14 protein-coding genes are annotated in these 16,030 nt (G+C 69.7%); 5 read left to right on the plus strand and 9 right to left on the minus strand.

Features of this window, described 5'->3' with window-relative positions:
• Nucleotides 1-3: 3 nt before the first annotated feature.
• Nucleotides 4-561: a hypothetical protein gene (locus ACFP3V_RS29250; protein ID WP_380589961.1), complete on the minus strand. Its 558-nt coding sequence runs from the start codon at nt 559-561 to the stop codon at nt 4-6.
• Between the two features lie 515 nt (nt 562-1,076).
• On the opposite strand from ACFP3V_RS29250, the gene ACFP3V_RS29255 reads away from it, so the two are divergent.
• Nucleotides 1,077-1,253 (plus strand): hypothetical protein, encoded by a 177-nt coding sequence (locus ACFP3V_RS29255; RefSeq protein WP_380589964.1) that lies wholly within the window; start codon nt 1,077-1,079, stop codon nt 1,251-1,253.
• Nucleotides 1,254-1,656: 403 nt separating this feature from the next.
• Here ACFP3V_RS29255 and ACFP3V_RS29260 read toward each other — a convergent pair whose 3' ends face one another.
• Nucleotides 1,657-2,316 (minus strand): hypothetical protein, encoded by a 660-nt coding sequence (locus ACFP3V_RS29260; protein ID WP_380589966.1) that lies wholly within the window; start codon nt 2,314-2,316, stop codon nt 1,657-1,659.
• A 532-nt stretch (nt 2,317-2,848) separates the two neighbouring features.
• Here ACFP3V_RS29260 and ACFP3V_RS29265 point away from each other — a divergent pair.
• On the plus strand, nt 2,849-3,301 hold the full coding sequence (locus ACFP3V_RS29265; RefSeq protein ID WP_380589969.1) for an ATP-binding protein: 453 nt from the start codon (nt 2,849-2,851) through the stop codon (nt 3,299-3,301).
• A 123-nt stretch (nt 3,302-3,424) separates the two neighbouring features.
• The gene (locus ACFP3V_RS29270) at nt 3,425-3,700 is read left to right on the plus strand and encodes a hypothetical protein (RefSeq protein WP_380589971.1); all 276 of its coding nucleotides are present in this window, start codon (nt 3,425-3,427) and stop codon (nt 3,698-3,700) included.
• Nucleotides 3,701-3,858: 158 nt separating this feature from the next.
• Here the strand turns inward: ACFP3V_RS29270 and ACFP3V_RS29275 are convergent, their stop codons facing one another.
• The 4 genes from ACFP3V_RS29275 to ACFP3V_RS29290 all read right to left on the minus strand — a co-directional run bounded on the left by ACFP3V_RS29275 (nt 3,859) and on the right by ACFP3V_RS29290 (nt 5,859).
• Nucleotides 3,859-4,131 (minus strand): hypothetical protein, encoded by a 273-nt coding sequence (locus tag ACFP3V_RS29275; RefSeq protein WP_380589974.1) that lies wholly within the window; start codon nt 4,129-4,131, stop codon nt 3,859-3,861.
• The gene (locus tag ACFP3V_RS29280; protein WP_380589977.1) at nt 4,128-4,349 is read right to left on the minus strand and encodes a hypothetical protein; all 222 of its coding nucleotides are present in this window, start codon (nt 4,347-4,349) and stop codon (nt 4,128-4,130) included. The genes ACFP3V_RS29275 and ACFP3V_RS29280 overlap by 4 nt, the downstream gene beginning before the upstream one ends.
• 28 nt (nt 4,350-4,377) lie before the next feature.
• Complete coding sequence (locus ACFP3V_RS29285; RefSeq protein ID WP_380589980.1) at nt 4,378-4,563, minus strand: hypothetical protein; 186 nt, start codon at nt 4,561-4,563, stop codon at nt 4,378-4,380.
• A gap of 99 nt (nt 4,564-4,662) precedes the next feature.
• On the minus strand, nt 4,663-5,859 hold the full coding sequence (locus ACFP3V_RS29290; protein ID WP_380589983.1) for a helix-turn-helix domain-containing protein: 1,197 nt from the start codon (nt 5,857-5,859) through the stop codon (nt 4,663-4,665).
• A 141-nt stretch (nt 5,860-6,000) separates the two neighbouring features.
• Between ACFP3V_RS29290 and ACFP3V_RS29295 the strand changes: the two genes are divergently transcribed.
• On the plus strand, nt 6,001-6,687 hold the full coding sequence (locus ACFP3V_RS29295) for an HAD family hydrolase (protein WP_380589986.1): 687 nt from the start codon (nt 6,001-6,003) through the stop codon (nt 6,685-6,687).
• 126 nt (nt 6,688-6,813) lie between these two features.
• Entirely contained in the window at nt 6,814-6,987 is a 174-nt protein-coding gene (locus tag ACFP3V_RS29300; protein ID WP_380589989.1) for a hypothetical protein, read from the plus strand.
• A gap of 130 nt (nt 6,988-7,117) precedes the next feature.
• On the opposite strand, the gene ACFP3V_RS29305 is transcribed toward ACFP3V_RS29300, so the two are convergent.
• The 3 genes from ACFP3V_RS29305 to ACFP3V_RS29315 form a co-directional block, all read right to left on the minus strand.
• Complete coding sequence (locus ACFP3V_RS29305) at nt 7,118-7,651, minus strand: hypothetical protein (RefSeq protein ID WP_380589992.1); 534 nt, start codon at nt 7,649-7,651, stop codon at nt 7,118-7,120.
• Between the two features lie 362 nt (nt 7,652-8,013).
• Nucleotides 8,014-10,557 (minus strand): GmrSD restriction endonuclease domain-containing protein, encoded by a 2,544-nt coding sequence (locus ACFP3V_RS29310; protein ID WP_380590050.1) that lies wholly within the window; start codon nt 10,555-10,557, stop codon nt 8,014-8,016.
• A gap of 316 nt (nt 10,558-10,873) precedes the next feature.
• Nucleotides 10,874-15,781, minus strand: a complete 4,908-nt coding sequence (locus ACFP3V_RS29315) for a DUF3320 domain-containing protein (protein ID WP_380589994.1) — start codon at nt 15,779-15,781, stop codon at nt 10,874-10,876.
• Nucleotides 15,782-16,030 lie beyond the last annotated feature (249 nt).

Genomic DNA, 16,030 nt, shown 5'->3' on the forward strand with positions numbered 1-16,030 from the left:
CCCTCACTCACCGCCCGCGACCTGGACCAGCGCCGGATCCGCCGCGACCGCCAGCCGGCCCGCGCCCTGCTCGTCCGCGCGCACCAGCACCACCGCCGACCCACCCGAGCCCGCGGCATCACCGCCGGATCCCGGGGCGTACTCGCCGTCGTCGCCGGACACCGCCAGCACCAGCGCCCGGACCGGCGACGCGGGCTGCGCGCCGCCTCCCGAGGTGCCCGTCCCGGCGTCGAAGACCTCCACCACCTGACCCGCCGTCAGCGTCTGGGGATACCGGCCCGCCTTCACCGACAACGCCACCACCGCGCTGCCCGCCTGCGGCTGCGGGCCCGCCAGCGCCTGCCGCGACAGCAACGCACCCGGCCACAACGCCTGGCCCACCCGCTGCCCCAGCACCTCGCTCTCCCGCGCCGCCGGCCACACCGCCAACCCGGTCCCCGGCGGCACCATCACCGCCACCAGATCCCGCCCGGTCAGCACCTGCCCGGCGTCCATCGGCCGGGCCAGGGCCAGCACCGCGACCCGCTCGCCGCCCTGGCTCGCCGTCCATGCGAACCCCACCGCGCACACCACCGCAGCCCCAGCCGCCACCAGCACCTGGCGACGCGACCGCTGGCGGCGCCGCTGCCCACCACCGAACTCCAGCCCAGCCCCGCCGGCGGCCCCAGGCCCGGCGCCCGGATCCCCGGTTCGTTGCCGCATGAACGGCAGCGCCGTCCTCACGCTCTCCACGTCCACCACTCCCAACGATCGATCAACTCCCCTGCCCCGCACGGCACGAGGAGACCCGAGCCACCGCTCACCGGGCAGGGACGCCCGCCACCGCCTGCACCTCGTCCACCCGCACCCGCACCGACGCCCGCGACACCAGATCCGGCAAAACCCCCTGCTGACCGGCCCCCTGCCAGCCCACCCGCCAATTCGCCGTCGCAGTCACCGTGAACACCCCGCCCGGCGCCGACGCCGAACCCCGCTCGTAGACATGACCGCAATCCGGCGAAGCCGCGGCCGGATCCAACCCCGGCCGCCACGGCGTCCCCGGACCACGGCACACCGTCGGCTCCGCACCGTCACCCGTGTCCCAAGACACCGAGACCGGGGTCGCCGTCGCTGTCACCGATGTCACGGGTACCGAGGCCGTCGACGACACCGGCCCCCACGACCCCGACCGCAGCCACAACCACGTCGGCACCCCAACCACCTGGAACGACGCCGGACTCATCCGCACCACCGGCTTCGGCAGGACCAGTTGAGACTCCGCCTGCATGGCCAGCACTCGCGGATCCACCGGCGGGGCCTGTGTCGCCTGCCCCGCCTGTGCGTACTTCGGCAACGCAGGGCCACCCAGCATCCCCTGCGGATAGCCCGAGCCGCACTGAGTGCGGTACATCACCCACTTCGTGCCGTCAGTCCCAGTCCAGGAGCCACCCGGGACCGGATCCGTGACGCAAGCATTGCTGCCAGCCGCAACGTGCGGACCCGTAGCGCCTCCCGAGGCTGCGGATCCGGAGAGGCTCCACGCGTGAAGGTCACACTGGCTGCCCTGGCACTGGACTCCTCCTCCATCGCCGCTTCCGAATCCCCCCGCCTCGACAACCGTCGGCAGGGTAGCCAGAGGGGCGGCCAGAAGAGCAGCCAGCACGGCAGTTCTGACCTTCAGCACGAGCCCGGCTTCCCGAAGATCTGCTGGGTCACCTTCCAGAATCCGTCCCAGTCGAGGTTCACGAGCGCTTCGGTACGTTCGCGCGTGCCCGGCTTCCTGTCCGTGGGCTGGTGGTTCCGGGCGAAGATCTCGATCCAGCCTGTGTTGTCGAAGCAGTCCGCGATCTCCACCTGGCGAGGCGCGGCGCTGCTGTCGACCTTCACCACGCGCGGATCGATACGGGGGGCGCCCGAACTCACGACGCCGCGCGCCGAGTAGCCCTGGAGCTGCTTCACCCAGTCAATGAGCGCCTGATTGATCATGTGCGCGCCCAACTCTGGGTTCTTCCAACCATCCAGAGATTGGCTGTACTTCGCGAGGTCCGCCCACATCCCGCGATAGGCCCGAAGCGCCGCGACGGCGGCCGCCTGCTGAGCCGCAGTGCCGGTAGCGGAGGTCCACGGCACCGGCAACGGCAGGGGCGTCGCCGCCGCCGAACCCGCCGAAGGCGACGGCGTAAGCCCCGGAGTGGGCCCAGAGCTCGAGGCCCGGTCCCCGGAAGCCGACTTCCCACCCTGACCGGCGCTGCAGCCAGACGCGCCAAGGAGCGCCAACGCGAGCACCAGCGCCCCGGTCATGACCCGTCGCGGCCGGCCCGCGATCACGTTTGCCATACCAAGCACCCCTCTCCTCGGACGACGGTTCACGTCCCCGATGGACGTGACTCGCTGTCCCCGGGCACAGGTTGTAGATGAGGATGGTGCACGAAGGGACCCCCTCTGGCCCTTTGCTCACCCTTTCCAGCGACAGGCGCTTCGCCTACAACGGACCGGACCAGCGATTTCGCCTGGCATATGAACCCGCCCCTCCCGTCAGGGAAGTGATCGCGCTTGCACTCGATAGGTGTACGGGCGGGGAAAGCGCAGCCGCGGTCCACTGGGACGCCCGGACTGTCGCGAAAGTTTCTCGAGAAAGGGGGTTCCGCTCTCTCGGCGTGCGCAGTTCATCTGGTCGCAACGGAAGCCCTCACCAGACGGAGGCCAACATGCCCCTGCTTCTCGCATTGCTGATGCTGCTTCACCTGACCCCGCACGGGGCGAGCCTGATGCTCGCCCACTCGCGCCAATGCGCGGCGCCCGGCACCGGGCGCCACCGCCGTCGCTCCCGTCACGCCACCCACCCGCGCCGCTTCCACCGGCGGACTCGATGACCGGAGAAGGGCGCCTGCCGCACCGCACGCTGCTCGCCTGGACCTGCGACAGCGATCTGCCCACCCGCCGCGCCCGCCAGCTCCTGCGCCCGGCGCTGCGCTCCCTCGGTGCGACGGAGGACCTCGTCGAGGATGGCGTCCTCATGGCCACCGAAGCTGTCGCCAACGCGACCCTTCACGCCGACGGGCCCTACCTCCTACGCCTGCGCCACTCCTCCTTCGAGGCCCTCATCGAGGTGCACGACCGGACCCTCTATCGACCCCGACTCGCGCCCGCCGAAACCCATCTGCCGCACCAGAAGGACGACCCCGACACTCATGGTCGAGGGCTGCTGATCATCCACCGGCTGTCGCAGGGCTGCTGGGGGTTTCGGACCTACCCCGGCCACAAGGTCTGCTGGTTCGCCATCCCGCTCGAGGGCAGCCGCGCTGACAACCCTTCCGGGTGATCAGAATGACCGCACCGTGTCCCTCGAAGGCCTCCCCCAGTTGTGCGTGATCGTCAGTCCCCCGCGCCTCTGGAGGAGCCCGTGACCCTGCACGTTCTCGTCCGTTCCGCCGCTCTACTTGCCATGGGCACAGCCGCAGTTGTCGGTCCGGCCCCAGCAGCAACCGCCGCGACGCACCACGGCGTCTCCGGGTGCTTTTCCTGGTCCTGGGACGACTCCGGTTGGGCCACCACCACCGTCTACTTCCATAACCGGTGCCGCACCCGCCACCAGATCGAGATCTCCTGGGACGGCAACGCCTACGCGGATATGCGCGTGAACGTCGCCCCCGACGGCAAGGGCTCGCGTTGGACGACCTCGGATGGCGTCACAGCCGTTCACGACAACGGCCCCTTGTAACTCAGCGGGAAGTACTTATCGGGCAGGAGTACTTGGGTGGCCCTGACGACCGGACCCTAGGGATGCAGCCGCCCGGACCGGAGGCCATGGTCGCTTCCCGGCGGTGCTTGTAGCCCCTCGGCCCGGTCACCTCCACGACACCAGCCGGGCGCAAGCCTTCAGCGCGCCAGTAGGCGGATGTCCGGCACGAACGCTCTGCCGGCGTTGGCCGCCTCGGCCCGGCTCAGGGTCAGCTCGTAGGCGGCGTGCTCGCGGCAGACCATCAGCGGGTAGCCCGGGAGGGTGCCCTGCTCGATGTGCGCGAACTCCGTTGTCTGGGGGGCGTGGTAGCGGCAGAAGTGGCAACGCCCGGGCCGCCAGGTCAGCGTGTCCAGGTACGCCCGGTCGTCGTCATGCGCCCGCCGCACCGGGTCGACGATCCACGTCGTCACACCGACCACCTCCAGGTGCCCACGGTGGTCTCGGCGTGCGGGTGGGCCTGGGTGGCGGCCACCTCGCCGACCATGCGCAGAGCCTCGTCGAGGGCGCAGCGCAGCCGGCCGACGGTCAGCATCAGGTCGCCGCGGTCCGCGCCGAGCAGGCGCAGGCCCTCGGCGTCGGCCACGGCCTGGGCGTCCAGGTGGAACCGGAGCGCTTTCGCCGACGACAAGCCGCCCGGTCCCGGGTGGTCCCACGCGCTACTCACTGCTGCCCCCTCGCCGGCAGTCCGAGCAGACCACGACCGCCCACGGCAGCGGCCCCTCGGTGCCCTGCGTGGTCACGTACCCGGCCGGCACCAAAGGGCCGTCGGTGGTGCCGCAGTGGATGCAGGCGCGGCCGTGCAACTGGGCTGGGCTGTACGTGGCGGTGTTCGCGCTGCTCATGGCCGATTCCATTCGTCGCGTTCGTGATTGCGACGGTAGAAGCGCAGGCCGGCGGTCACCCGTACTGTCAGCTCGGGTGGACCAGCAGCACGCCGGCGATCACAGCACCCCCATGCGGCCGGCGAGCGCCTCGGCCTGCCGGGCGTGCATCGCGCGGGCGCGCCGGACCAGGTTCAGCACGATGTCCCGGGCCATCGGCGCCCGCGCCAGGTCTTCGGGGGCGAGCCGCTCCAGTTCCAGCAGGTGCAGCAGCACCGCGGCATCCTCGCGGCGCAGGTCGTAGCACTTGGCGACCTCGAGGGTGAAGGTGAACATCCGCTCCAGCGACGGCAGTTCGCTGGTGTCGACGGCGTCCGCGCGGCGCAGCGCTTCGCTCGCCTCGCCGGCTTCCATCTCGATCGAGACGTTGTGCAGCTCGACGTTGGTCGGGCCGAACGCGGTCCACATCACGTTGCCCTCGCCGGTCACCCGAGCTGTGGGTGCGGCTGTCTCCTGCAGGCGGTCCCGGGCCGCCCACCACTGGCGGCGCCGGGCCGCGGCGACGACCGCGACGAGCTGCAGCGCGCCCTCCATGGCGGCCAACTGCCCGTCGTCGTCCCCGATGTGCCGGTGGACGTCCTCGGCGGCGCACAGGGCGACCTGTTCGGCGCCGTCTGCTTCGCCGGCGGCGAGCAGGACGTGCCCGAGGTTCCATTGGGCGGCGGCGATCCGCAGCGGATCGTCGGCGTCCTCGGCGGCGCGCACGGCCCGGTCGGCGGCCATCAGGGACAGGTCGACGCGGCCGGTACGGCGCAGATAGGAGCGCAGCAGGAAGTACAGGTCGGCGGCGCAGCGCAGCACGTCCCGCTGCAGGGCGGGTTCGCTGCGGTGGGCACGGACCGCGTGCTCGGTGTCCGCAATCAGGTCGGGCAGCACCGTGGCGAGGTCCGTGAACCGGTTCGGGGAGGTCTGCCAGGTGCGCCACGCGTGCTCGACGCGCTCGCGCAGTTGCAGCGGTGTCGCCGGGGTCGCGGAGCGGGCGGGCCCGAAGCCCATGAGGGCTTGCACGATGGCCGGCTCGGTGCTGTCCGCCGGGAGCGGGGCGGGCGGGGGCGCGTCGGCGAGTAGGGCGGCGGTCGGCACTCCGAGCTCCCGGGCGATGGCGTGCAGCACGGGGAGCGTCGGGACCTTCAGGTTCCGCTCGATCTGGGAGAGGTAGTCGGTGGAGATGCCGACGAGTCCGGCGACGACTTCCTGTTTGCGGCCGCGCCGGTAGCGGCGGATGCGGTCGCCGATGGGCAGGTCGGACGCGACCACGATCGGCCTCCGGTGCGTGACGGTGCGTCAGTTGTGTTGCCAGGGTAGGACGGCGGGAAGGCGGCGGGCAGGGGCTTCGCCTGATCGGGTGTGGCAGGCTGAAGGGCCACGGCAGACACGCGGGCGCGAAGGGCGGCAGGCATGGCGGAGCGGCTGGTTCTCTGGGATGTCGACCACACGCTGATCTCCACCCGCGGGGTCGGGCACGAGGTGTTCGCCGCCGCGTTCGAGGAGGTGACCGGCCGCCCGCTGGAGCGGCAGGCGGAGATCACCGGCCGCTCCGAGATGGTCATCTTCCGCGAGACCCTCGCCCTGCACGGCCTGCCCCGGGATCTGGTCGACTTCCCCACCTACGCCGACATCCTCGCCCAGGGCTACCTGCGCCGGGCCGCGGACCTGCGCGAGCGCGGCCACGCCCTGCCCGGCACCCATGCCGTCCTCGACGCCCTGGCGCACCTGCCCGCAGTCGTGCAGACCGCGGCCACCGGCAATGTGCGCAAGGTCGCCGAGATCAAGCTGCAGACCTTCGGCCTCGACACCCACATCGACTTCGACGCCGGCGCCTACGGCGAGGACGCCGAGGAACGCGCCGACATGATCGCGGTCGCGCTGCGCCGTGGCGGCAGCCCAGCGGACCGGGCGGTCATCTTCGGGGACACGACCGCGGACGTTGCGGCCGGGCGGGCGAACGGTGTGTTCACCATCGCCGTGGCCACGGGGAAGACGACGGCCACCGAGCTCGCGGACGCGGGCGCTGACGTGGTCCTCGGTGACCTGACCGACACCGAGGCCGTGGTGAAGCTCGTCCAGAGCCTCACAGCGCCATAACCGCTTGAGCCGGCGCTCTTGGTCCTTGGCACCTCAGCGTCAGCCCCCGCGTGGCTCGATCGTCGGGTCACTTCCCTGTCACGACATCGTGCGGCCGCAGGGGCGGCAGAACACAGAACACGCTCGATGAGGCGGTTCGCCGCCATCACCGCATCTCCGCGCCGGACCGTCGCGAACTCGCACCACCAAACCGGGTCTCTCTCCCGCGGCACCACCCACTGGGTGCCCGCGGTGGAGAAGCGCGGCGAGGGCATCTTCCTGCAGCTGCGCGAGAACGCCGTGGCCCCGGTGGGCCGCTGATGTCGCCGGTCACCCCGGCTGGAGGCCCTCCGCCTGCCATGCCTGCCTGATCGACATCACCGGCGACGGCTGGCCTTCCTCCGATGACCCCATCTGACTGACCCCATCTGACGTTTTCGGCGGCCGAGAATCAGGCACGAACCTTGGCGAGCGCAGTACTGACGAGCTTCAGCGCGGTCGCCACGGACTCGTCGTCGCGCAGCTGACAGTTCACGACGTACTGATGCCCCGGGCGTACATCACGGAACTGGATGCCGGACACGTTCATGCCGGACACGTCCTGCCGAGTCAGCCGGAGGGTCAGGCCACCGTTCTTAGCCTGCACGTAGGCGACCGCTCCGAAGCGGCGGACACCGGCGTCATGCACCATCACGTAGTCGGTCAACCCGTCCGTGGTGCGCTCGGAGGCACCCGGTCCGATCTCCACGTCGCCCAGTTCGAGCGCCCCGCGCAAGAAGGACGTGACCCGACGAGCGATGTCGTTGCTGCGCGCCCTGCCCTGCACGAACTGAGCGATGCGATCCCAGTCCAGCTTTCCACCGGCCGGCTCGGCGGCGGATTCGAGGTCAGCCGCATCCGGTTCCTCAGCCTCCGCCGAGCGGCCCCCCTCCGTCAGGCGGAGAAACTCAGCGATCTCCTCCGGAGTGCCATCGATCAGTCGCATGGAAGTTCCCCCTTCACTCCCCCAAGCTCTGCAATACTCCGATTAACTGACAGCAACTCGCACAGTGCACGAACCTACTCGCTTGAGCATCCATGAGTATTCGTGAGATGAGGCAACCCGCGCCAGTTCACCAGCCTCTGCGCTGATGCTTGGCCACAAGGGGCGGTGTAGGTCGGCCGCCCCTCGACCCACGCAAGACTGATGCACCTCAGTGTCCTGAATGCGGCGCTCGGCATGGCCGGGGCAGGTTACGTACAGCTTGGGACCGCTGCAGCGGCCGGCACCAGTACGGTTTGCCGTATCCGGAGCGGAACTCCGCAGCGCCGACAGTCCTCTGCCCCAGAGCTCCAGGACCGGGGAGCTCACTCCTGCTGTGCCTTGTAGAACGCAACCGTCTGGAAGAACCACCCCAGGACCCCTTCGATCTCCTCGCAACGCAGAGCAAGCAGGTCCATCGGGAACGACGGGCGCAGCTCCAGTTTCGCCTCCGGTAGTTCGATCCCGTCGATGGCGTTGAGCCGGTCCATCAGTTCCTTGCGAAGAGCGGTGTCGTCGAAGGGCGGACGGAGCCGCAGGTGCTGGAAGACGACTTCGACGACACCGGCGACGGGGTAGAGCGCGAGCGGCCAGATGGTGCTCGTGAGGTTCTTGCCCGGCGCGGTGTCCATCATGGGGAAGGCGCTCGTCTCGGCGGCTCGACCGTAGTCGATGCGGCACTGCGGGCTGATCTGCTCCCAGTGCCGTAGAACCTGCAACACTGCCTCAGCGGCATGTGGTTGGTTCTGGGTGAGGAGTTCCTCGAAGCGAGCTGCGCGTTCTCGGGTGCGGGTGTCTGCCGGCGGGAACTCGATTTCCTCGCTGGTCAGTTCCTTGTCGAGCAGGGCCGCTAGGTCTTCGGCGGAGAGACGGTAGGCGGGATTGGCGCGTCCCTTGCTGTCGAAGGGAACGCCTTCTTGCTCGAGCAGTTCCCGCGGGTCGTCGTCGCGTTCGCCGTCGGTCCAGCGGAAGGACGGGGACACTCTGCCGTCAGAGGTGAGCACCCGGTGGGCACCGTGAAGGCCGCCGCGGGTCGCGAGGTGGTTGCCGACGGGAACGGGGTGGCTTCCGATGAGGGCGGCCAGTGCCCCGTAGGTGGTCCATGAGCCGACGGGGATGGCCAAGAGCGCGGCGTGCAGCTCCTTCCAGCCGGCCCATTCCTCGGGCTCAGCCTCTGCCGCATTGATCGGTCCCGGCCACAGTTCCACCGCGCGGCGGGCCAGATCCTCTCCTCGGGCCAGGATCTCCTTGGCCCCCCACCGCGGAGCGCGGGCAATCTCCGCGTTCATGCGCAGAGCGCTCGATTCGAGGATCTCCTGCTTGCGTCGGAAGGGGTGGTTGGACAGTCGGCTGTTCTCGCCGGTCAGCGTGAGGTTTCCGAGGGTGTGGACCAGAAGTTCGTGCAGCTCCTGCGGGGATTGACCGTCCTCCACGTCGTCGAGCAGCACCTCGTCGAACCACTGTTGAGAAGGCTTCTGCGGGAGCACATGCTCGACGGTGAGCAGCGACTTGTCGTAGTCGACCTGTTCCGCCGCGCCGTAGCTCTCCTCAAGACTGCGCAGGACGAAGGTGCGCTGGAGCGGACGGCCTGCGGCGTAGAAGGGCTTGTGCAGGACAGCGTCGATGACGTCCGCATCGCTGGGCCAGACGCGGGGGCCGGACTTCTTGGAGGAGAGCTGGCGGCGTACGGCCTCATCCACGGGCAGAGCTGGGTCGATGTCTTTCGGCATCTCCATGAACAGTCGGTTCAGGCCCTGGGTGGCGGTCTGGCACAGCAGTCGACGGACCAGGTAACTCTCCACGTGGGCGAGGGCCTTGGCGGCCTGCTGCGGCGTGGCCTCCCCGCTGTCGGCACGTTCGAGAAGCAGCAGGGCAAGCGGGTAGTGGACCTGCCCACCCCACCGGTCGAGGCGTTCGAGGGCGTTGCGGAGCCCGGGGTCGGCTTCCCGCCCGGGTTCGACAATGCGCATGAGCCGTCGGCCACGTTCGGCGAGGGCGGTGATCTCCGCCCGCAGGCCCGCTTCGTCGTTGACGAATGCCTGGAGGCGCTTCTGCTGGTCGCGGTAGGTCTCGGTCTGCTTGGCCTTACTGTTGCCGCGCACCACCAGGTCCAGCCAGACCAGCAGTTCGAGGTTCTTGGGGCCGAGCTGCTGCTGCATCGGGAGCCAGACCTGCTGGTAGACGCGCTCACCAGAGCTGGGAAGCAGCATGAAGATGTAGTTGCGCAGCAAGTCGCTCTGGCTGAGCCCGACCCCGGTGTTGTTGATGGACTCGAAGATGCGGAACACGTTGTCCTGGGGGTCGGTGGTGATCTCGACGATCGCCAGCAGGTGCCCCAGGGTGCTCACGACCGTCTCCAGCCACTGCGGGCCGTGCTCCTGGGCTCCCTCGGCGAAGACGCCCCGGAAGAAGCGGTACGCCCCTCCGACGTTGCCGCCCCCGCCCGCATGGGGGCTTCCGTCGAGGCAAGCGATGAACTCTTCGCGGTCAGCCTGGGTGGGCAGGAGCCGGTAGTGGTCGTTGCCGTCCTCATACTGGTTGACCAGGTGCAGGTTCTGAATCTTCTCGGCAGTGCGGGCGAACTCCGAGCCCGGGGCCTCGCGCAACTGATCACGTAGGGCAGCGAAGGCGAGCATCAGCGTCGTGAGCCGTTGCTGGCCGTCCACGACGAGCCAGCGCTGCACGCCGGCGGCGGCGAGCTGCCCCGGAGCCAGCACCACCGACCCGATGAAGTGCGAAGCCGGCTTCTCCCCGTCCAGCTGGGCGTCCACGAGCTCGCGCACGTCCTCCCACAGCTGCTTGAGCTCCTTGTGGCTCCAGCTGTAGGTCCGCTGATAGAGCGGGACCTGGAACTGCTTCTCGCCTTGCACCAACTTGACGAACGTGACCTCTTGAGCGTGCACAGCAACCTCTTCGACTTGTGCCCCGGCTCGCGCGACCCGACGGCCATGCGTGAGCAGGGCAGGAGATTGATCATGTTTTTTTCACAGCGGCCCCAGCCACCCGCGTATCCGGACAAGGCCCGGCGTCAGCCTCCACCCGGGCGGCGGCCGGACCGAGGGCACGAGGCAGGTCCCCGCACTCGGGATAGCCTCCCGAGCCGCCATCCAGGGGCGCCTCGACCTGGGCGCCTGGCCAATGGGCTGCGCATCTGGGGCGACGCAATGGCCGGGGCAGCTATCAGTCTCAATTCGCAACCGTAATTCGGGAGTTGGAATCCATAAGCCTGCTCTCGCGAAACAGGTGCGCCATGTCGGATTCCAAGGCGTTCCGGATGTCCGCACCCAGACGCCCCCAGCCAAAGAAGTCGCAGGCAGCTCGCAGCAGCTCCTCGCGGTTCATCCCGGGGCACTCCGCCGCAAGCGCGTACAGGGCGAGCCTGCGCTCGCTCGGAGGCACGTGGGCGACCTTCCTCGTCCAGGTGGCGTCCGGCGTCCTGGCCTGGTGGACCGCGTCGCCCGCACGGCTGAAGACGCCCGGCTCCGTCTCCTGGGCGGTGCCAGCCCGTACGAGGCCGGAAAGGACGACGCGCACGTTGTCGCGGATCCGGCTGCCGGACCGGCCCACCCCCCATGCCTCTCGGGCTCGTTGGATCAGCAGATCCTCGTGAATGGGTCCCTCGATCGCGAGGATGGCCGCCAACAGGGACCGAAGTTCCGGTCGCGCGTCCACGGTGTGCATCTCGTAGGCGGAGTAGACCCTCTCCTCCGCCGTCCGGTAGGGCCTGGCCCAGGACCGGACGTGGTTTCCGTCGATGCGCAGACGCGCAGGCTCGGCTGACGACTCCGCCCTCGAACCGGAGTTCACGGCCGGCCCGGCAGAGGCTGTCGGGGGGTTCGGCAGCGGTTCGACCGTCTTGGCCGTCCGACCGGCAGGTCGGGCAACGGCTTCCTCGACGGCCGCGCGCAGACGGTCCTGCGCTCCCACCCGATCGCGATACCAGTCGGTGCCCCAGATCCGGTAGAGGTTCCACCCTAGGCCCGCCAGCACCTGCTCGCGCAGCCGGTCGCGGTCCCGAGCCACCTTGGAGGAGTGGTACATCGCACCGTCGCACTCGATGCCGAGCGCGTACGAGCCGGGGGCATCGGGGTGGCGCAGTCCGAGATCGATCCGGTATCCGGCGACACCGACCTGAGGCTGGACATCGTAGCCCCAGCGCTGGAGCACCTCGAGCACGGACTCCTCGAACGGACTCTCCGGCTCGGCCTGCTGCTGGACGAGTTGCTGCTCCAGGACGGAAGGGCCGTGCTGTGCGTACTGGAGATAGCGCTTGAGGTGCTGGACGCTCTCGTTCTCGCTCTCGGCGAGTTCATCGCCGGTGAACGAGGCCACCAGCTCCATCCGGTGCCTGGCCCGGGTGACGGCGACGTTGAGACGGCGCCAGCCTCCCGCCCGGTTGATCGGCCCGAAGTTGAGCGAGGGCTTTCCGTACTGGTCGGGCCCATAGCCGATGGACATGATCATCACATCGCGCTCGTCGCCCTGCACCGACTCCAGGTTCTTCACGAAGAAGCCGTCCAAGCGATCCTCGGTGAAGAAGCGGTCCAGGTCGGGGCGGTCGGCCCGGGCGCGGTCGACCGCCGCCTCGATGGCGGCCGCCTGGGCCAGGGAGAGCGCGACGACTCCCAGGCTCTGGCCGGGGCGGGTGTCGAAGTGGTGCAGGACGCGTCGGGCGACGAAATCCGCCTCGACGGGGTTGTCCTTGCGCCCGCCGCGGTCGTACGCGCCGCGCGCGTGGAAGAACTCGACGCCTACGTCGGCCCCCTCCTCCTGGGCGCCGGGGAAGGTCACCATCGAGTTGCCGTAGAACGACCGGTTGCTGAAGGTGATGAGGCCCTCGTGGCGGCTGCGGTAATGCCAGCGAAGGTCGAGGGGCTGCATCGCACCGGCCCGGCAGGCGTGCAGCAGCGACTCGAAGCTGTCCGGCGTCTCCTCGTCCCACTCGTCGGTGTCGTCGCCGACGGCGGAGTCGAAGAAGGACGTCGGCGGGAGCTGCTTCTCGTCCCCGGCCACGATCAGCGCTCTGCCCCGGTAGATGCAGTTCGCGGCATCGCCCGGCCGGACTTGGGATGCCTCGTCGAAGATGACGACGTCGAAGTGGTAATCGGCGGGCAGGAACTGGCTGACCGTCAGCGGACTCATCATGAAGCACGGCTTGACCAGCCGGACGACCTCCCCGGTGCGGGAGAGCAGGTCGCGCACCGGCATGTGCCGGGTCTTCTTCTCCGCCTCCTTGGTGATCACAGCACCCGGGCCCGCTGCGAAGCTGCGCGGCCTGCGCGAGTTGCACGCCTCGATCACCGCCCCGCGGGCAGCGGCGACAAGCCGCTCGTCCGCTGCGCGGAAGTCCTGGACGCGGGCGTCCAGTTCGGACGACCGGCTCACCCGAAGCCGCGGATCCGAGTCGAGTACCGCCTCGGCCCACGTGCGCAGCAGCGCCCCCTCCACGACGGCGGGGAAGTCCGCGGCCGCGATTCCGCGCTCCACGCAACCGGCGGCGAGGTCCCCGGCTCCGAAACCGCGCAGCTGCTCCTGCGCCGCGCTGAAGGCCCGCCACTCCTCGGGCCCGTGGGGATCCTGGAGCAGGCGGTCGAGAACGGCACGGGCTTGGTCGAAGGTGCCCAGCAGACGGGGCGAGAGCTGAATCCTGCGCGGCTCGGCGAAGAGCAGCAACAGTGCATCGGCCTGTTCCGTCCACCGGTGGATTCGCTGCTCGGTCACCTCGCACCAGTCCGCCACCGTGCCGAGCACGGCCCGGACCTGGAGCCGGACCAGCGGGTCCGGGGCGACGCCGTCCGCGAGTCTGGCCACCACGAGCTCGGGGCGGCCGCTGCTCGCGGAGAGGGCCAGGATGTGCCGTGCGGTGGTGAGCGCCTGCTGAAGCTGCTCGGACGGCCCGTCCGGCCCGGGGGCGTACCGGCCCAACAGCCGGCGGTGCTGCTCCCGTAGAGCGGCGTGCTGTCCCGCGGCCTGGTGCCAGGCCAGGGCGTCATCCAGTCGGCGAGGCAGGTTCTTGTGCCAGGCGCCGGAGACGGTGAGGGCTGCGACCGCGGCACGGTCGGCCTTGTACTGGCTGGAGAAGCGCGCCGTGATTCCGTGGTGCTGCTCCGCGAACCGCTGCACCAGGGCCGGGAGTTCCGCGGCCTGGCACACCTGAGGACTGAAGGCGTCCTGTGCCCGCTCTCGGGCTGCTCGCTCGGCCTCTGCGGCCTCGCGCAGTTCGGACGCCGCGGACTCCGCCTGGGCCAGGACGTCCGCGTCGAACCAGGCGGCGGGCGGTCGGCAGTCGGCCTCGCCCAGGTCGGCGAGCGTGAGCAGATCGAAAGCCGCTGCGGCTGACGTCGGCTTGGGCATCCCGAACGCGTCCGCAAGCTCGGCGAGGGTACTGGAGGGGTTCTCCGGCAGAGAGTCAGCCCGCCCGGAACGCTCGACAAGACCGCCTGCCGGCAACCTTCTGCGAAGCTCGCGTACGACCTCGTCGAGCTCCCGCACACTGCGCGGATCCGGCCCCTCGGCCGCGAACGGCCGCTGCTCGCAGGCCGTCTGAACATCCCTCAACGCATCGTCAGCCCCGGCCACCGTCTCAGAGGGCGCCTCTCCGACCAGCCCGAACCAGGTGAAGTCCGCGCCCTCCACGACCGGACGCCAGGATCGACTGATCGTCTCGGCCGCATCCACCAGCTGCCGCAGCACTCCCGCGGACAGGTCCCGGGTGATCCGGTCCCGCCCCACTCTCAACGTGAAGTGCCGTCCCGCGCGCTGCTCCAGTTGGAGAACGCGCCCCAGCACGTCGTGGAGGCTGCGCTGCAGCGGCAAACTGGTCTCGTTCATGGCGGCCGCGTACGCGGAGAGGGCCGTGCGGAGGTCGCGTGACCTCTCAAGTTCGTGAGCCGCTGCCCCGGTGGCCCGCACCTCGCTCGTCAGCACCCGGCTCAGCTCGGTGGCCACGGCCTTCTTGGACGTGTCGCCGCTGTGCAGGGCCAGGACGAAGTCGCCGAGCCCGACATCCCGGAGGCGGTTGCGCACGACGTCCAGAGCGGCGGCCTTCTCGCTGACGAAGAGCACCGTGCGGCCCGCGTGCATCAGCGCGGCGATCATGTTGGTGATGGTCTGGCTCTTGCCAGTTCCCGGCGGTCCACTCACGACGAAGGAACGGCCGTCCAGAGCCGCCGCGATGCACTGGCGCTGGGACGCGTCGGCGTCCAGCACCAGCGGCGTGCGCTCGGGCGGCTGGATGTCATCGATCCGGTCCAGGTCGGGCGGCTCGAACCCGATGCCATCTCCGGGAAGTCCCATGTCGGGGCCCAGCGCCACCGCCCGGACCAGCGGGTGGTCGAGGATCTGCTCCTCGTTCTGCAGCAGGTCCTGGTACATCGCCTCCTTGTAGGAGGCGAACAGGCCGACGACCATCCGCTCCTCGACCGTCCAACGGTGCTGACCGCGGGCGACCCGGCGGGCTGCGTCGAGCACGGCCGACGGACTGGACACGTCCATCCTGGCGACGGGTCCCCAGTCCACGCCCATGCGGGCCAACTTGACCGTGAGCGCCGGATTGTGGATCGCGTCCTGATCCTCTGCGGCATGCAGCCGCAGACTGCCGTTCCCGGTCCGGCGCAGTTCGACCGGCACCAGGAGCAGCGGGGCGGTGGACGGCTTTTCCTGGTCGTCGGACTCGTACCAGTCGAGCATGCCAACGCCGAGCCAGAGCACCCACAGGCCGTAGTCGTTGAACATCTGGCTGGCCTGGCTGCGCAGCCGCCGCAGCGCGCTGTCCAGGCCCGCCTGGGTCGTCTTCTGCGTGACCATGCCGGAGAGGCGGGCCTGTTCCTTCGCGAGAGAAACGCCGTCGCCCTCGTCGGCGTTGGCCGGTGCGACAGGGGCGAAGGACCAGCCGCCCGCAAGGCCACCGAGCAACACCGGCACTCCGGGGGAGTGGATCTCCAGCGTCGCCGTCTTCGTGTGCCGGAAGTTCAGCAGCCGGTTCCGGCCGCTCAGATCCAGCAGCGACTCACGCCAGTCGCCGAGAACCCGCCGCAACCGGTCGCGCCCCGGATCCCCGGACGATGCTGCGGCGACTGAACTCGGTATCGGCATGTCATCCGTCCAAACAAGTCAGATCAACGGTCGGGCGAGCCGAAGTGCAGACGGGCTCGAAGCGTCGAGAGTTCCATGATGGTACGGATACGACCGAAGTTCCTGGCGGCAGCCCTTCCCTCCCGCCGCACCGCTCCCCGCAGCCGACGTCACATTCTCTTCACGAGATGTGCAAGACAGAACCATAGGGGGTTCCGGTCGTTTGCCAAGTACGTTCCTGGCAATGCCTGCTGAGCCCCCTGGCAAGCT

Origin of the sequence: Streptacidiphilus monticola (assembly GCF_042658505.1) — a bacterium.
Classification (GTDB): domain Bacteria; phylum Actinomycetota; class Actinomycetes; order Streptomycetales; family Streptomycetaceae; genus Streptacidiphilus; species Streptacidiphilus monticola.

Coding starts and splice junctions, on each gene's coding strand:
- ACFP3V_RS29305 (WP_380589992.1), bottom strand. CDS start 7,651: ATGCGACTGATCGATGGCACTCCGGAGGAGATCGCTGAGTTTCTCCGC.
- ACFP3V_RS29300 (WP_380589989.1), top strand. CDS start 6,814: ATGAGGCGGTTCGCCGCCATCACCGCATCTCCGCGCCGGACCGTCGCG.
- ACFP3V_RS29260 (WP_380589966.1), bottom strand. CDS start 2,316: ATGGCAAACGTGATCGCGGGCCGGCCGCGACGGGTCATGACCGGGGCG.
- ACFP3V_RS29265 (WP_380589969.1), top strand. CDS start 2,849: ATGACCGGAGAAGGGCGCCTGCCGCACCGCACGCTGCTCGCCTGGACC.
- ACFP3V_RS29285 (WP_380589980.1), bottom strand. CDS start 4,563: ATGAGCAGCGCGAACACCGCCACGTACAGCCCAGCCCAGTTGCACGGC.
- ACFP3V_RS29315 (WP_380589994.1), bottom strand. CDS start 15,781: ATGCCGATACCGAGTTCAGTCGCCGCAGCATCGTCCGGGGATCCGGGG.
- ACFP3V_RS29270 (WP_380589971.1), top strand. CDS start 3,425: ATGGGCACAGCCGCAGTTGTCGGTCCGGCCCCAGCAGCAACCGCCGCG.
- ACFP3V_RS29295 (WP_380589986.1), top strand. CDS start 6,001: ATGGCGGAGCGGCTGGTTCTCTGGGATGTCGACCACACGCTGATCTCC.